Genomic DNA, 14,254 nt, shown 5'->3' on the forward strand with positions numbered 1-14,254 from the left:
GAAAAACGGATGTGGCGGATGCCACGGCCGGATCAGGCGAAGTGCGACAGCACCCCGGCGATGGTCGCGGTCATGAAGGTGGCGATCGAGCCGCCCAGCACTGCACGCAGGCCGAAGCGTGCCAGGTCGTGCCGGCGCTCGGGGGCCAGACCGCCGATGCCGCCGATCTGGATCGCGATCGAGCTGAAGTTGGCGAAGCCGCACAGCGCGTAGGTGGCGACCAGGCGGCCTTCCGCACTCAGGCTCACGCCCGGCACCTGGCCCTGGACGATGCGCGACAGCTCGGTATACGCGACGAACTCGTTGATGACCACCTTCTGGCCGATCAGCGAACCGACCGTGGTCGCATCCGGCCACGGCGTGCCGATCACCCACGCCACCGGCGCCAGCACATAGCCGAAGATGGTGGACAGGTTGGTCGGGCGGCCGAGCGCGCCGGCCAGGCCGGTGACGTCGCCGAGCCAGGTCAGTGGCGCGTTGACCAGCGCGATCAGGGCGATGAACGCCAGCAGCATGGCGCCGATGTTCAGCGCCAGGCGCAGGCCGTCGCCGGCACCGGCGGCGGCGGCGTCGATCACGTTGCTGGTGGTCTTCTCCACTTCCATCTTGACCGTGCCGCGGGTCAGCGGCGTGCCGGTTTCCGGGATCAGCAGCTTGGCCACCACCAGCGTCGCCGGCGCGGCCATGATGCTGGCCGCCAGCAGATGCTTGGCATAGAACGCCTGCTGCGCCGGGTCGCCGCCGCCGAGCATGCCCACGTAGGCCGCCAGCACGCCGCCGGCGATGTGCGCCATGCCGCCGATCATCATCGTCAGCAGCTCGGATTCGGTCATGCGCGGGATGTACGGGCGCACCGTCAGCGGCGCCTCGGTCTGGCCGATGAACACGCTGGCGCAGACGCTGGTGGTTTCGGCGCCGGACACGCGCATCACCTTGGTGATCGCCCAGGCCATCACCCGCACCACCGCCTGCATCACGCCCAAGTGGTAGAGCACGCCCATCAGCGCGGAGAAGAAGATGATGGTCGGCAGCACCTGGAAGGCGAAGATGAAGCCGTAGGTCTTGGTGTCGAGCAGGCTGCCGAAGATGAAGCTGGAGCCCTCGTTGACGAAGCTCAGCACCTTCACGAACACCTGGCCGAGCCAGTCGAACACTTCGCGCCCGCCCGGGACCAGCAGCACCAGCGAGGCGAAACCGATCTGCAGGACCAGGCCGGTCGCGACCAGCTTCCAGTCCACCGCGCGGCGGTTGTTGGAGAACAGCCAGGTGATCCCGATCAACACCGCCAACCCGAACAGGCCGAAGCCGATCCTTCCCAATCCCTCGACCATCTGCGTCCCCGGTCCCCGACCAAAGACGGGAAGCCTAGTGCAGGGGGTGACGGCCGGCAAGGCGAGCGGTGTTCAGTCGGCGATTCGGGAATGGGGATTGGGGATTCGCAAGAGCGGGCGCCCCATTGCCGCCGACGGGGCCTTGCGGCGCCGCCGCTACACTGTGCGGCCGCCCGCCGGCCGTGCCGCGGGTTCGCTCAGCAGGAGGAGTTGCCATGCAATACCGTCGCCTCGGTGCCACCGGGCTGCAACTGTCGGCGCTGTCGTTCGGCGCCTGGATCAACTTCGGCGGGCAGACCGGCCGCGATGAAGCGCGCAACCTGATCGCCGCCGCCTGGGACCACGGCATCAACTTCTTCGACAACGCCGAGGTCTATGCGCACGGACGCGCCGAGCAGGTGATGGGCGACGTGATCGCCGACCTGCGGCTGCCGCGCGACGGGTTCTGCGTGTCCAGCAAGGTCTACTTCGGTGCCGTGGAATCGCCGCGCCCGACCCAGCGCGGGCTCTCGCGCAAGCACGTCACCGACGCCTGCCATGCCGCGCTCAAGCGCTTGCGGGTGGAGTATCTGGATCTGTACTACTGCCATCGCCCTGATCCGGACACGCCGGTGGAGGAAACCGTGCGCGCGATGGACGCGCTGATCCGCCAGGGCAAGGTGCTGTACTGGGGCACCTCCGAGTGGCCGGCCGAGCGCATCCGCGAGGCGGCGCAGGTGGCGCGCGCGCTGGGCCTGCACGGGCCGTCGATGGAACAGCCGCAATACAACCTGCTGCATCGCCAGCGCGTGGAGCAGGAGTACGCGCCGCTGTACGTCGAACTCGGCCTGGGCACCACCATCTGGTCGCCGCTGGCCTCGGGCCTGCTCACCGGCAAGTACAACGACGGCATCGATCCGGCCTCGCGGCTGGGCCAGACGCGCAACGCCTGGCTGCAGCAGGAAGTCATCGGGCCGCCGGCGCAGCGCCGGGTCGAGCGCGCGCGCGCGTTCACCGCGCTGGCCGCGGCCGAAGGCGTGGCGCCGGCGGCGCTGGCGATCGCCTGGTGCCTGCGCAACCCGCACGTCTCCACGGTGATCCTCGGCGCCAGCCGGGTCGCGCAGCTGCTGGAGAACCTGGCCGCGCTGGAACTGGCCGAGCGCGACGACGCGGCGTGGTGGGAGCGGGTCGACGCGGCGGTGCGCTGAGGACGGAATGCGTTAGCGCCGTCGCAGTGCAGCGGCGGCGCGACAGCGAGAGCGGCACTGCGTGGCGATCCTTGAGGTCTTTCGCGATCGGCATTTCGATCGAGATTGCGAATCGAATCGAGCGAGAATGGGTCTTGATTAAGTATTGAGAATCATTATCATCTCGATGCACCCCGTGGATGGAGTTCGACCATGACCGCTCAACCCGTGCTGTTGCGTCACCCCGAGACCCTGAGCCTGCGCGAGCGCACCGTGCCGCGCGCGGTGCCGGCCGAAGAAACCATCAGCAGCCAGGCGCTGCTCAAGGGCCGCCGCGAAGTGCTGATCCAGCACGGCGACCGCGTCTATCGCCTGCGCCACACCAGCAACGACAAGCTGATCCTGACCAAGTAATGCCCGCCGGCCGCCGCGCGCGGCCGGTCTCCCGCTCGACACTGCCGCCACCTGGCCGACGCCCTTGCGCGCCGGCCGCGGCCGCCTCGCAGTCGCGATCCTTCTCTCCCCCTCGGCCAGGCGCGGACTCCGCGCCGTGCCGGTCGAGGGTCTTCCGCGACCACCGATGCTCTCCATGTTCCGTACCGCTCCGCTCACCGGCGCGCTGTGGCTGGCCCTGGCCGCCTGCGCACATGCCGCTCCCACCTCCGCCTCCGACGCTGACGACGACGCCAGTGCGGCGTCCGCCATCCGCGATTTCGATCGCCTGCAGGTCACCGCCACCCGCACCCAGCGCGCCATCGTCGACGTGCCCGGCAGCGTCGACGTGATCGATCGCGAACAGATGGACCGCACGTTGGTCCATGACCTGAAGGATCTGCTGCGCTACACGCCCGGCGTGTCCGCCACCGGCAACAGCGGCCGCTTCAGCGGCATCGGCGGCATCCGCATTCGCGGCCTGGACGGCAACCGCGTGCTGATCCAGACCGACGGCATCCCGGTCTCGGACGGCTTCAGCTTCGGCAGCTACCTCAACGCCAACCGCAACTTCGTCGACATGGACACGCTCAAGCGCGTGGAGATCGTGCGCGGCCCGGCCAGCGCGCTGTACGGCTCGGATGCGCTCGGCGGCGTGGTCGCCTACGTCACCAAGGATCCGGCCGACTACCTGGCGCCGGGCAAGGACCGCTACGTCGGCCTGAAGTTCGGCTACGAGAGCGAGTGGAAGGGGCTGTTCGCCGGCGCGCTGGTCGCCTTCGGCGGCGACCGCTGGAGCGGCATGGCCGCGGTCAGCCATCGCCAGGGCCAGGAAAGCGAGACCCAGGGCGACAACCGCAGTGTCGGCGCCGCCCGCACCGCGCCCAATCCGCTCAGCAGCGACGGCCGCAGCCTGCTCAGCAAGCTGGTCTACGCGCCCAGCGCCAACCAGCGCTGGAAGCTGACCGTGGAAGGCAACGAGGACTACTCCCGCATCGACGCGCTGAGCAACGTCACCGCCAGCATCCTGTCGCAGCGTGGCCGCGACCATCAGACCCGCGCCCGCGTGTCGCTGGGGCATGAGGCGGAGCAGCTCGACACGCTGCTCGCCGACGACCTGCAGTGGCAGCTGTACCGCCAGGACAGCCAGAGCCTGCAGCGCACCGACGAACGCCGCAGCAACGGCACGCTGCGGCACATGGAGCACGACTTCGACCAGCGCCTGTACGGGTTGCAGGCGAATCTGCACAAGCGGGTGGAGCAGGGCAGCGCCGTCCACGACATCAGCTACGGCATCGATCTGTCGCACACCGACACCCACGAGAAGCGCGACGGCCACACGCTGAACCTGCGCGCTGGCGCGATCAGCAAGACCGTGGGCATGGAAACCTTCCCGGTCCGCGATTTCCCGATCACCGAGACGCTCAAGGCCGGCGCCTACCTGCAGGACGAGATCGCACTGGCCGACGGCCGCTTCAGCCTGATTCCGGCGCTGCGCGCCGACTACTACCGGCTGTCGCCACAGGTCGATGCGATCTTCGCCACCGACAATCCCGGCGTTGCGGTGAAGAGGATCAGCGACCGCAACGTCTCGCCCAAGCTCGGCGCGATCTGGCGGCTGGACGATGCCTGGTCGCTGTACGCCAACTATGCGCACGGCTTCCGCGCGCCGCCCTACAACGACGTCAATATCGGCTTCACCAACCTGCTGATCGGCTACACCGCGATCGCCAATCCCGACCTGAAGCCGGAGACCAGCCGCGGCGCCGAACTGGGCGTGCGCTATGCCGGTCCGGCCGTCTACGCCGGCCTGAGCGCCTACCGCAACGCCTACCGCGACTTCATCGAGTCCTATCGCTTCGTCGGCTTCAACGCCGACGGCCTCATGCTGTATCAATCGCGCAACGTCGACCGGGTGAACATCCGTGGCGTGGAGGCGAAGGCCGGCATCGACTTCGGCGCACTCGATGCGCGCTGGGCCGGCTGGTCGCTGCAGGCCAGCGCGGCGTATGCACGCGGCGACAACCGCACCGACGGCACGCCGCTCAATTCGGTGGATCCGCTGCGCGGCGTACTCGGCCTGGGCTACGACCGCAGCACCTGGGGCACGCAACTGGTCGCCACCGCGGTGGCGAAGAAGCGCCGGCCGGAACTGCCGACCTACTACACGCCGGCCGGCTACGCGACGCTGGACCTGCTCGCGCACTGGCGCTTCACCGAAGGCGCGCGGCTCGACGTGGGCGTGTTCAACCTGGCCGACCGCCGCTACATCGACTGGAACATGCTGCCTGGCGCGACCCTGGCCAGCAGCAGCGTGCTCGACCGCTATACCGGCGCCGGACGCAACGTCTCGGTCAGCCTGGCGCTGGATTGGTAGCGGCGCATGCGCACCGCGTCGCCAGCGCGTACGGAGCAGGAGCGGATGGCCGCTTTTGCGCCGCTGCCGCGCCCAGCGCAACTGGCCGCGCTGGGCACCGTGCTGTGCCTGTATCGCGTCCGCACCGGCGCCGAACTGATCGGCTGGCGCCACGCCCGCAGCGTGGCCGCGCACCTGGACGTGGACAGCGATGGCGTGCTGGAGAGCCTGCGCTTCTACGACCGCCAGCAGCAGTGCTGCTGGCGCCTGTACCTGCTGCCCGACAGCGATTTCGTCGCCTGGGACATGCTGCTGTCGGCATTGCCCACGGCGCAGGATGCCGCCGACGGCGGCGTCGCCGAGCGGCTGTGGCGGCGCGTCGCCGGCCGCCTGCGCGGCGATGGCTGGCACGCGCGGGCGCTGCGCCTGCACGCGGCCGATGGCGTGCTGGCGGCCAGCGTCGCCGGCGTGTCGCCGCTCGGTGCCAGCATCGCCCGCCGCATCGCGCGCCTGGAGGCGGCCGAAGGCGATGTGCTGGTCGACGATTGCTGTTGCGCACGCGCCGGGCGCTCTGCGCCGCGTCCCGATCCCGAGCGGCCGTGGCCGCTGCTGCGGCTGTGAGCGGCCGCTGGCGCTTCCTCGTTTCCCATCACCCAAGACACCTCTCTCGATGATGAAAGCTCCGCCCCTGTTCTGCATCCTGCTGCTTGCCGGCAGCCTTCCCGTCCATGCCGAGAACGCCGACCCGGCGCGCGACCGTGCCAGCATCCTGGCGATGCAGGGCGAGTACACAGTGGCGTTCGCCTTCGACGAGACCGTGCTGCTCCAACCCGGTTACACGCGCGCCGCGCCAATGCGCAGCGGTGGCGACGAGGTGGTGATCGTGGTCGAGGACAGTCCGCGCAAGGTGGTGCTGCAGCATCTGCTGGTGGAGCCCAAGAGCGGCCACGTGACCAAGCACTGGCGCCAGGACTGGATCTACGAGGCGCCGCAACGCTTCGAGTTCAGTGCCGACCAGACCTGGCAGGTGCGCCCGCTCGACGCCGCGGCCACCCGCGGCGCCTGGACCCAGTGCGTGTACGAGGTCAGCGACGCGCCGCGCTACTGCGGCACCGGGCGCTGGGACTATGCCGACGGCCATCCGACCTGGACCAGCGACCTGAGCTGGCGTCCGTTGCCGCGCCGCGAGTACACCAAGCGCAGCGACTACAACGCGCTGTCGGTGATCAATCGGCACACGCTGACGCCGGCCGGCTGGACCCACGAGCAGTTCAACACCAAGGTGCTGCGCAAGCCCGACGGCAGCCAGCAGGCCATCGCCCGCGAGTTCGGCTTCAACGACTACGTCAGGACCACGACCGTCGACTTCACTCCGGCCCGCACCTACTGGAACGCGACCCAGGGCTACTGGGCCAGGGTGCGCGCGCGCTGGGACGGCCTGCTCGGCAAGCCGCCGGGCGTGCACCTGAAGACCAAGGTCGATGGCATGGCGATCATCGTGCCGCTGTTCGGCCAGGCCGAGGCTGTGCAACAAGGCAAGCCGGTCAGCGATGGGCAGATCGATGCGGTGTTCGCGCAATGGACGGCGCCGGCGCCGGCCGCGCGCTGAGACTGCGCCGGTAACTAGCCAGGGTGGGGAAGGCGGCCGGGATGGCGCCTTCCCCTTTTTCTTGCGTGTGTCGTGCCGCCGAAGAGGGTGTTCGGCGCTGGCAGGTGCGCAGATTGCGGCTCACGCCTTGAGCGCCCGCAGGTGTGCGCTGACGGCATGAAAGCGACGCAAGGCCGGCGCCAGCGCGGGGCCGCGCTGGCGTATCAGCGTGCCGCGTCGTGTGCGTGTGTGGTCGTCGCGGGTGCGGGCGGCGTCGTCGGCGACGACGCGTCATCCGTGGAGGCACCCATCACCTGCTCGATCCACGGCAGATAGCGCGACACGCGCACGGCGTGCACGATCTGGCCGTAAAGACCCTGCACGAATGGACGATCCGCGGTCCAGGTCGCCCAGAACGGATGGTCCGGCGGATAGTTGCCCCACGACGCCAGTCCGATCAGTTGCCGCGCGTCGCCCTCGCCAATCAGCAAGGGGCCGCCACTGTCGCCGCTGCCGGTGATGCCTTCCAGCGGCAGGGCAGAGGGCGGCGCGTCGAAGCGATAGGAAAGGTAGCGCGCATCGGCGCCGACGATCGTATTGAAGGCGTGGCGCAGCACGCCGCGATGGGCGCCGTGGGGATCCTGGCCGGCCTTGCCGTCGCCGGTGGCGCCCTTGCCGATCAGCTCGGCGGTCATCCCCACTTCCTCGTCGCCGCGGTACAGCGCGACCGGTGCCACTCCCGACACCGGCGCAGCCAGCTCGATCAGCGCGATATCGTCGGCGGCGCCGAGCGCCGCATAGAACCTGGAGAAGTCGTGCGTCGTCAGTGCCTCCTGCACCAGCGCATCGGCCGGCTTGCGGTAGCCGGGATGGAGAGCCACGCGCTTGATCCTGTACGCCACCCCGCCAATGGACACGTCCTGGTCCATGCCCGGCATCTGCATCGGGGCCGCGTGCGCGGCGGTGACCACCCACTGCGGCGCGATCAGCACGCCGTGCCCTTCGCCGGGCAGGTCGACCAGGGCTGGGAATGCCGCCGCCGGAATCCGATAGCGCGTTTCCTCCACGTCCGCCCTGACCACCACGGCGCCAGCCGCAGTGGAGACGGCCAGCAGGCAACAGGCGACAATCCATTTCATGTGTTTCTCCTTTCGATGCATGGCGATTCTACCCGTGGCGCGGCACGCATCGCTTCGTCGTCGGCCACCGAGCGCATCACGCCCGCGCAGCCTGCGGCGCTCTTTCGAATCCCCAATCCCGAATCTCCGTTTTTCCACAGCCGAATGGCTGGTCATCCCGGCTCCACTCACGGCTCGCGCAGCGCCAGCGCCGGCGGCGTGCGCAGGATGCGGCGCGTGCCTGACCAGCCGGCGAGCAGGCTCAGCGCCACGCCGCCCAGGCCGCCGAGCAGCAGCGCCGGCCACGGTGGCGACAGCGCGAGGTCGAAGGCCTGCTTGGCCACCACCACGCCGATGATCGCCGCCGCCCCGACCGCGAGGATCGCCGCGAGCAGGCCGAGCGCGCCGAACTCTACCAGCACCGCGCCGCGCAACTGCCCGCGCCGCGCGCCCAGCGTGCGCAGCACTGCGCTGTCGTAGCGGCGCTCGCCGGCGGTGGCCTGCAGGGCGGCCAGCAGGACCAGCGCGCCGGCCAGCAGGCTGAAGCCCATCACCAGTTGCACCGCCTGGGCGACGCGGTCGATGACCTCGCGCACGCGCTGCAGGATCGCGTCGATGTCCAGCAGCGATACGTTCGGATAGGCGCGGCTGAGACCGCTCAACTGCGCGGCCGAGGCGCGCGGCAGGTGGAAGGCGGAGATCAGGTTGTACGGCGCATCCTGCACCGCGCCGGCGTTGAGCAGCAGGAAGAAGTTGACCCGGAACGAATCCCAGTCGGCCTTGCGCAGGCTGGTCACAGTGAAGCTGCGCTGCTGGTCGCCGAGCAGCAGGGTGATGCGGTCGCCGAGCTTGAGCCCGTAGCGCTGCGCCCAGGCTTCCTCCACCGAGGCCTCGGCGGCGGTGCTGTCGGCGGCCCAGAAGCGCCCGGACAGCAGCCGATTGGCGGCGGGGAACTCGTGCCGCCAGGAGAAGTTGATCGGCCGGTCGCTGCCGTCGCCATCGTCGTCCGGTCCCTGCTCGCGGCGCTGCGGCGGCTTGCCGTTGATCGCGACGAGCTTGCCGGTGCTGAACGGTTCCACCGCCGCGTCGGCGACGCCGAGCGTGCGCAGGGTGCCGAGCACCTGGTCGGCCTGGTCGGGCTGGATATTCATCAGGAAGTAGTTCGGCGTGTCCGCTGGCAGCCGGTCGCGCCACTGCCCGAGCAGGCCGGGGCCGATCACCGCCAGCAACAGCAGGGCGCACAGCGACAGCGACAGGCCCACCAGTTGCACCACGCTCAGCGCGCGGCGCCGGGTCAGCGCCGCCAGGCCCAGTTTCCATGGCCCGCGCAACCGTCCCTGCAGCCGCCGCAACACCGCCAGCAGCACGCCGCCGACCGCGGCAGCCAGCGCCGCCAGCAGGGTCAGGCCGCCCAGCACCCAGGCCGCGAGCAGGCCGTCGCCGGTGGCGTAGACCGCCAGCACCACGGTGGCGACCAGGGCGGCGGCGTAGACCAGCAGCGAGGTGGGCGGCAGCGCGGCGAAGCTGCGGTTGAGCACCCGCATCGGCGGCACGTCGCGCAGGCGCAGCAGCGGCGGCAGGCCGAAGCCGAGCAGCAGCAACAGGCCGATGCCGGCACCGGCGAGCGCCGGGGTCGCCTGCGGCAGCGGCAGGCGGTTGGGGATCAGGCTGCCCAACGCTTCGACCAGGCCGACCTGGGCCAGCATGCCCAGGCCCACGCCGAGCGCGCAGGCCGGGATCGCCAGCAACAGCAACTGCATCGCCAGCGCGCCGAGGATGTCGCGCTGGCGCGCGCCCAGGCAGCGCAAGACCGCGACCTGATCGATGCGGCGCAGGGCGAAGCGGTTGGCGGCCAGCGCGGTGGCGACGCCGGCCAGCAGCACCGCCAGCAACGCGGCCAGGGCCAGGAAGCGCCCGGCGCGGTCGAAGGCGCCGCGCACGCCACGCTGGGTGTCCTCGATGCCGACCAGGCGGTATGCCTTGGCGCGTGGCACCAGCCATTCGCGCAGGGCAGCGATCTCGCCCGGTGCGCCGGCGAACATCAGCCGATAGGAGGCGCGACTGCCGGGGCCGAGCAAGCCGGCGGCATCGACGTCGGCGCGGTTGACCAGCAGCGGCGGCGACAACTGCATCAATTCGCCGGAGGCATCTGGCTCGGCGCGCAGCACCCGGGTCACGCGCAGCGTGCCGGCGCCGAACTCCAGTGCATCGCCGAGCTTCAGGCCCAGGGCCTCTAGCAGGCGCGGATCGGCGTAGGCCTCGCCGCGCGGCGGCGGCCCGGCGCGTTCGCTGCCGGCGCCGACGGTATCGCGCGCGACCAGCAACTCGCCGCGCAGCGGATAGCCCGCGCCCACCGCCTTGATGTTGGCCATCTGGCTGGCGTCGCCGTGGAACAGCACGCTGGGGAAACTGACCATGCGCGTGCTGCGCAGCCCACGCCGCTGCGCTTCCTCGGCGAAGGCGGCGGGGATGTCCTGGCGCCCGCTGACGCCGAGGTCGCCGCCGATCACTTCGGCGGCACTACCGGTCAGTGCCAGGGTCACCCGGTCGACCAGGGTGCCGACCGCGGTCATCACCGCCACGCCCAGCACCAGCGCGGCGAACACGGTCAGCAGGTCGCCGGCGAACAGCTCGCGGCGCAGCGCGCGCGCCGCGTGGCGCAGTACGTTCATGCGGCGTCCGCCGCGTCGGCGGCGCGCAGGCGGCCGCCGTCGAGCCGGTAGCGGTGTTCGCAGCGCTGCGCCAGGCGCATGTCGTGGGTGACCAGCACCAGGGTGGTGTCGCTGCCTTCGTTGAGCGCGAACAGCAGATCGCTGATCTGTTGCCCGGTGGCCTGGTCGAGGCTGCCGGTGGGCTCGTCGGCGAACAGGATCCGCGGCCGCGCCACGAACGCGCGTGCCAGCGCCACGCGCTGCTGCTCGCCGCCGGACAGTTGCCGCGGGTAGTGCCGCGCCCGCGCGCTCAGCCCGACCGCCTCCAGCACCTCGCGTACCCGCGCCGGATCCTCGCGCCCGGACAGTTCCAGCGGCAGTGCGATGTTTTCCGCTGCGGTCAGCGACGGCAACAGGTGGAAGCTCTGGAACACGAAGCCGACCTCGCGTGCGCGCAGCGCGGCGCGCGCTTCCTCGTCCAGCGCATTGAGCGACTGCCCGGCCAGCACGATCTCGCCGCGCGTGGGCAGGTCGAGACCGGCCAGCAAACCGAGCAGGGTGGTCTTGCCGGATCCTGAGGCCCCGACGATGGCGACGCTGTCGCCTTCACCGATGGTCAATCCCACCTTGTCGAGAATGTGGACCGTACCCTCCGGTCCGCTGACGGATTTGCCGACATCGCGCACGTCGATGGCGATAGCGGCGCGAAGCGTGGGGGCCTGACTGTCGATGAGGAAATCTCCGGATGCGTGGCGACGAGACGAGAAGCAAGCGGGCCTGGACGCGCCGCGTCTGGCTGCTGCTGGCATGGTGGGTGCTGCTGCCCGCCATCGCCTGTGCCAAAGGTGCGACGGGGCCGGTGCTGGTGCTCGGCGACAGCCTCAGCGCGGCGCACAACATTCCGCTGCAATCCGGCTGGGTGGCCTTGCTGGACAAGCGCCTGCAGCAACAGATGCGGGCGCCACCGGCGGTGGTCAATGCCAGCATCAGCGGCGAGACCTCCTCCGGCGCACTGACCCGCCTGCCGGCGCTGCTGCAGAAGCACCGGCCGTCGGTGGTGGTGATCGAACTGGGCGGCAACGACGCGTTGCGTGGGCTGAGTCCGGCCGAACTGCGCGGAAATCTGGAGAAGATGATCGTGCTCAGCCGTGACGCCGGCGCGAAGGTGCTGTTGCTGGGCATCGACGTGCCGCCGAACTACGGACCGGGCTATCGGCAGCGTCTGCGCGCGGTCTACGCGGACCTGGCCAAGCAATATCAGACCGGCCTGCTGCCGTTCCTGCTCGAAGGCGTGGCGCTGAACCCGGCACTGATGCAGGGCGACGGCCTGCATCCGACCGCCGCGGCCCAGCCCAAGGTCTTGGACAACGTGTGGCCGCAGCTCAAGCCACTGATCGCGCAGTAGTTTTTTCCTGGCTCAGGCAGATGAAGCGACCTTCACGCCGTCACCACCGCACATCCGGCATGTTTCACAAAGCTGAAGACTGAGGAAGCGTTATGCGTCAGACCAAGGAAACATCCGGGCTCGTGCTGGTCGTGGAGGACAACCGCAACATTTCCGAGATGATCGGCGAGTATCTGGAGGGCCGCGGGTTCGAAGTGGATTACGCCTGCGACGGCCTGGACGGCTACCGCCTGGCGGCGGAGAACAGCTACGACGTGGTGGTGCTGGACCTGATGCTGCCGCGTCTGGACGGCATCGAAGTGTGCCGCCGCCTGCGCAACGACGCGCGCAAGTCCACCCCGGTGCTGATGCTGACCGCGCGCGACACGCTCGACGACAAGCTCACCGGCCTGGGCTTCGGCGCCGACGACTACCTGACCAAGCCGTTCGCGATCCAGGAACTGGAAGCGCGGCTGCGCGCGCTGATCCGCCGCGAGCGCCGCCAGGTGGGCTCGGAAGTGCTGAAGGTGGCCGACCTGGTGCTGGACCCGGTGAGCATGCGTGCCACCCGCGCCGGCACCGAGCTGCAGCTGTCGCCGATCGGCCTGCGCCTGCTGACCATCCTGATGCGCGAATCGCCGCGCGTGGTCACCCGCCAGGAAATCGAGCGCGAGATCTGGGGCAACGGCCTGCCGGACTCGGACACCCTGCGCAGCCATCTGTACAACCTGCGCAAGATCATCGACAAGCCGTTCGACCGCCCGTTGCTGCACACCGTGCAGAGCGCCGGTTACCGCATCGCCGACATCGCCCAGCCGATGAGCTGAGGCGGCGCCCGATCGTGGACCTCGCAGCGGCCCCGGTGAACGGGGCCGCTTGCACGAAAGGCTCACGATCGGCCTTCCTATAATCGCGGCAACGATCACGGATGCCGTATGCCGCACGGGTTGCCGCGCAAACTTCGCCTCGCCTTGATCGCCCGCATCGTGTTTGCGGGCTGTGTGGTCACGCTTGCCAGTTATTTGGTGGTGGCGATCGTGCAGCACTCGCTGGTGGGCTCGATCCTGAAGCAGGAGGCGCGCTACTACTGGCGCCTGCATGCGCAGCAGCCGCAGCAGCCGCCCCCCAATACCCACAGCCTGCGCGGCTATCTGGTGCCCGCCGGGCAATCCGATGCGGCGGTGCCCATCGACCTGCGCACGCTGGCGCCCGGCCTGCACGAGGACCGCCCCGGCGGCGAGATCGTGCTGGTCGACCAGAACCCGGCCGGTCGCCTGTACCTGGTATTCCTGCGCGCGCCGGCGCAGCGGCTGGCGTTCTGGTTCGGCGTGGTGCCGACCCTGTTGACCCTGATCGCGGTGCTGGTGGTGGCCTGGCTGACCTGGCGGGTGTCGCGGCGCTTGCTGTCGCCGATGAACTGGCTGGCGCGACGGGTGTCGCGCTGGGATCCGCGGCATCCGGTCGCCGCCGAGCTGGCGCCGGAAAATCTGCCGGCCGACGTGCAGGGCGAGGCGCGGCAATTGGCCGCCGCCCTGCATGCGCTGGCCCAGCGCGTCACCGACCACGTCGCCCGCGAGCGCAACTTCACCCGCGATGCCAGCCACGAACTGCGCACGCCGCTGACGGTGATCCGGGTCGCCACCGATATCGCGATGACCGAGCAGGAACTGCCGCCGCGCCTGCAGCGCAGCCTGCAGCGGATCCAGCGCGCCGGCCGCGACATGGAGGCGGTGATCGACGCCTTCCTGATCCTGGCGCGCGAGGCGGACGTGGTGCCGCAGAGCGAACTCTTCGACATCGCCGACGTGGTCGAGTACGAGGCCGAGAACGCGCGCGAACTGCTGGCGGACAAGCCGGTGACCCTGAGCGTGCGGGTGCTGGGTTCGGCGAAGCTGCACGCGCCGCCGCGGGTGCTGCACGTGGTGGTCAGCAACCTGCTGCGCAACGCCTGCAGCTACACCGATGCCGGGCGTGTCGAGGTCGAGGTCGAGGCCGACCGCATCCGCATCCGCGATACCGGCATCGGCATGTCCGAGGAGGCCTTGCGACACGCCTTCGAGCCGTTCTTCCGCGCCGAGCCGGAGCGCCCGCAAGGGGCGGGGCTGGGCCTGTCGATCGTGCGCCGGCTGTGCGAGCGCTTCGGCTGGCAGGTCGCGCTGGAAAGCGCCGAGGGCGGCGGCATCCTCGCGACGGTGCGGTTCGCCCCGCCCGCGTGAGCGCCGGCAGGT

Annotated in this window: 12 protein-coding genes; 8 read left to right on the forward strand and 4 right to left on the reverse strand. The window is 70.1% G+C overall.

The features are described from left to right. Positions 1-32: 32 nt before the first annotated feature. Complete coding sequence (locus GGR71_RS10245) at positions 33-1,331, reverse strand: NupC/NupG family nucleoside CNT transporter (protein WP_160957412.1); 1,299 nt, start codon at positions 1,329-1,331, stop codon at positions 33-35. A 215-nt stretch (positions 1,332-1,546) separates the two neighbouring features. Here GGR71_RS10245 and GGR71_RS10250 point away from each other — a divergent pair, with 215 nt between their 5' ends. The 5 genes from GGR71_RS10250 to GGR71_RS10270 all read left to right on the forward strand — a co-directional run bounded on the left by GGR71_RS10250 (position 1,547) and on the right by GGR71_RS10270 (position 6,894). Continuing rightward, positions 1,547-2,518, forward strand: a complete 972-nt coding sequence (locus GGR71_RS10250; protein ID WP_160957411.1) for an aldo/keto reductase — start codon at positions 1,547-1,549, stop codon at positions 2,516-2,518. A gap of 192 nt (positions 2,519-2,710) precedes the next feature. Beyond that, entirely contained in the window at positions 2,711-2,911 is a 201-nt protein-coding gene (gene hemP, locus GGR71_RS10255; protein ID WP_017907561.1) for a hemin uptake protein HemP, read from the forward strand. Positions 2,912-3,086: 175 nt separating this feature from the next. Then, positions 3,087-5,306 carry a TonB-dependent hemoglobin/transferrin/lactoferrin family receptor gene (locus GGR71_RS10260; RefSeq protein WP_160957410.1) on the forward strand — a complete coding sequence of 740 codons (2,220 nt, stop codon included), beginning with the start codon at positions 3,087-3,089 and terminating at the stop codon, positions 5,304-5,306. A 6-nt stretch (positions 5,307-5,312) separates the two neighbouring features. Continuing rightward, positions 5,313-5,906, forward strand: coding sequence for a Hemin transport protein (locus GGR71_RS10265; protein WP_160957409.1), 594 nt, complete (start codon positions 5,313-5,315; stop codon positions 5,904-5,906). A gap of 49 nt (positions 5,907-5,955) precedes the next feature. Beyond that, the gene (locus tag GGR71_RS10270; protein WP_160957408.1) at positions 5,956-6,894 is read left to right on the forward strand and encodes a DUF6607 family protein; all 939 of its coding nucleotides are present in this window, start codon (positions 5,956-5,958) and stop codon (positions 6,892-6,894) included. A 203-nt stretch (positions 6,895-7,097) separates the two neighbouring features. Here the strand turns inward: GGR71_RS10270 and GGR71_RS10275 are convergent, their stop codons facing one another. The 3 genes from GGR71_RS10275 to GGR71_RS10285 all read right to left on the reverse strand — a co-directional run bounded on the left by GGR71_RS10275 (position 7,098) and on the right by GGR71_RS10285 (position 11,262). Beyond that, positions 7,098-8,012 (reverse strand): S1 family peptidase, encoded by a 915-nt coding sequence (locus tag GGR71_RS10275; RefSeq protein WP_160957557.1) that lies wholly within the window; start codon positions 8,010-8,012, stop codon positions 7,098-7,100. Between the two features lie 167 nt (positions 8,013-8,179). Next, positions 8,180-10,663: an FtsX-like permease family protein gene (locus GGR71_RS10280; protein WP_184451896.1), complete on the reverse strand. Its 2,484-nt coding sequence runs from the start codon at positions 10,661-10,663 to the stop codon at positions 8,180-8,182. Further along, entirely contained in the window at positions 10,660-11,262 is a 603-nt protein-coding gene (locus tag GGR71_RS10285) for an ABC transporter ATP-binding protein (RefSeq protein ID WP_160957406.1), read from the reverse strand. Before GGR71_RS10285 ends, GGR71_RS10280 begins: the two co-directional genes overlap by 4 nt. A 125-nt stretch (positions 11,263-11,387) precedes the next feature. Here GGR71_RS10285 and GGR71_RS10290 point away from each other — a divergent pair, with 125 nt between their 5' ends. From GGR71_RS10290 to GGR71_RS10300, 3 genes are all read left to right on the forward strand, one after another. After that, positions 11,388-12,047 (forward strand): arylesterase, encoded by a 660-nt coding sequence (locus GGR71_RS10290; protein ID WP_160957405.1) that lies wholly within the window; start codon positions 11,388-11,390, stop codon positions 12,045-12,047. Positions 12,048-12,139: 92 nt separating this feature from the next. After that, positions 12,140-12,853 carry a response regulator transcription factor gene (locus GGR71_RS10295; protein ID WP_003481607.1) on the forward strand — a complete coding sequence of 238 codons (714 nt, stop codon included), beginning with the start codon at positions 12,140-12,142 and terminating at the stop codon, positions 12,851-12,853. A gap of 108 nt (positions 12,854-12,961) precedes the next feature. Beyond that, positions 12,962-14,242, forward strand: coding sequence for a sensor histidine kinase (locus GGR71_RS10300; RefSeq protein WP_160957404.1), 1,281 nt, complete (start codon positions 12,962-12,964; stop codon positions 14,240-14,242). Positions 14,243-14,254 lie beyond the last annotated feature (12 nt).

It is taken from the genome of Xanthomonas sp. F1 (assembly GCF_014199855.1).

Coding starts and splice junctions, on each gene's coding strand:
- GGR71_RS10250 (WP_160957411.1), top strand. CDS start 1,547: ATGCAATACCGTCGCCTCGGTGCCACCGGGCTGCAACTGTCGGCGCTG.
- GGR71_RS10290 (WP_160957405.1), top strand. CDS start 11,388: ATGCGTGGCGACGAGACGAGAAGCAAGCGGGCCTGGACGCGCCGCGTC.
- GGR71_RS10265 (WP_160957409.1), top strand. CDS start 5,313: ATGCGCACCGCGTCGCCAGCGCGTACGGAGCAGGAGCGGATGGCCGCT.
- GGR71_RS10275 (WP_160957557.1), bottom strand. CDS start 8,012: ATGAAATGGATTGTCGCCTGTTGCCTGCTGGCCGTCTCCACTGCGGCT.
- GGR71_RS10300 (WP_160957404.1), top strand. CDS start 12,962: ATGCCGCACGGGTTGCCGCGCAAACTTCGCCTCGCCTTGATCGCCCGC.
- GGR71_RS10270 (WP_160957408.1), top strand. CDS start 5,956: ATGATGAAAGCTCCGCCCCTGTTCTGCATCCTGCTGCTTGCCGGCAGC.
- GGR71_RS10295 (WP_003481607.1), top strand. CDS start 12,140: ATGCGTCAGACCAAGGAAACATCCGGGCTCGTGCTGGTCGTGGAGGAC.
- hemP (WP_017907561.1), top strand. CDS start 2,711: ATGACCGCTCAACCCGTGCTGTTGCGTCACCCCGAGACCCTGAGCCTG.
- GGR71_RS10260 (WP_160957410.1), top strand. CDS start 3,087: ATGTTCCGTACCGCTCCGCTCACCGGCGCGCTGTGGCTGGCCCTGGCC.
- GGR71_RS10280 (WP_184451896.1), bottom strand. CDS start 10,663: ATGAACGTACTGCGCCACGCGGCGCGCGCGCTGCGCCGCGAGCTGTTC.
- GGR71_RS10245 (WP_160957412.1), bottom strand. CDS start 1,331: ATGGTCGAGGGATTGGGAAGGATCGGCTTCGGCCTGTTCGGGTTGGCG.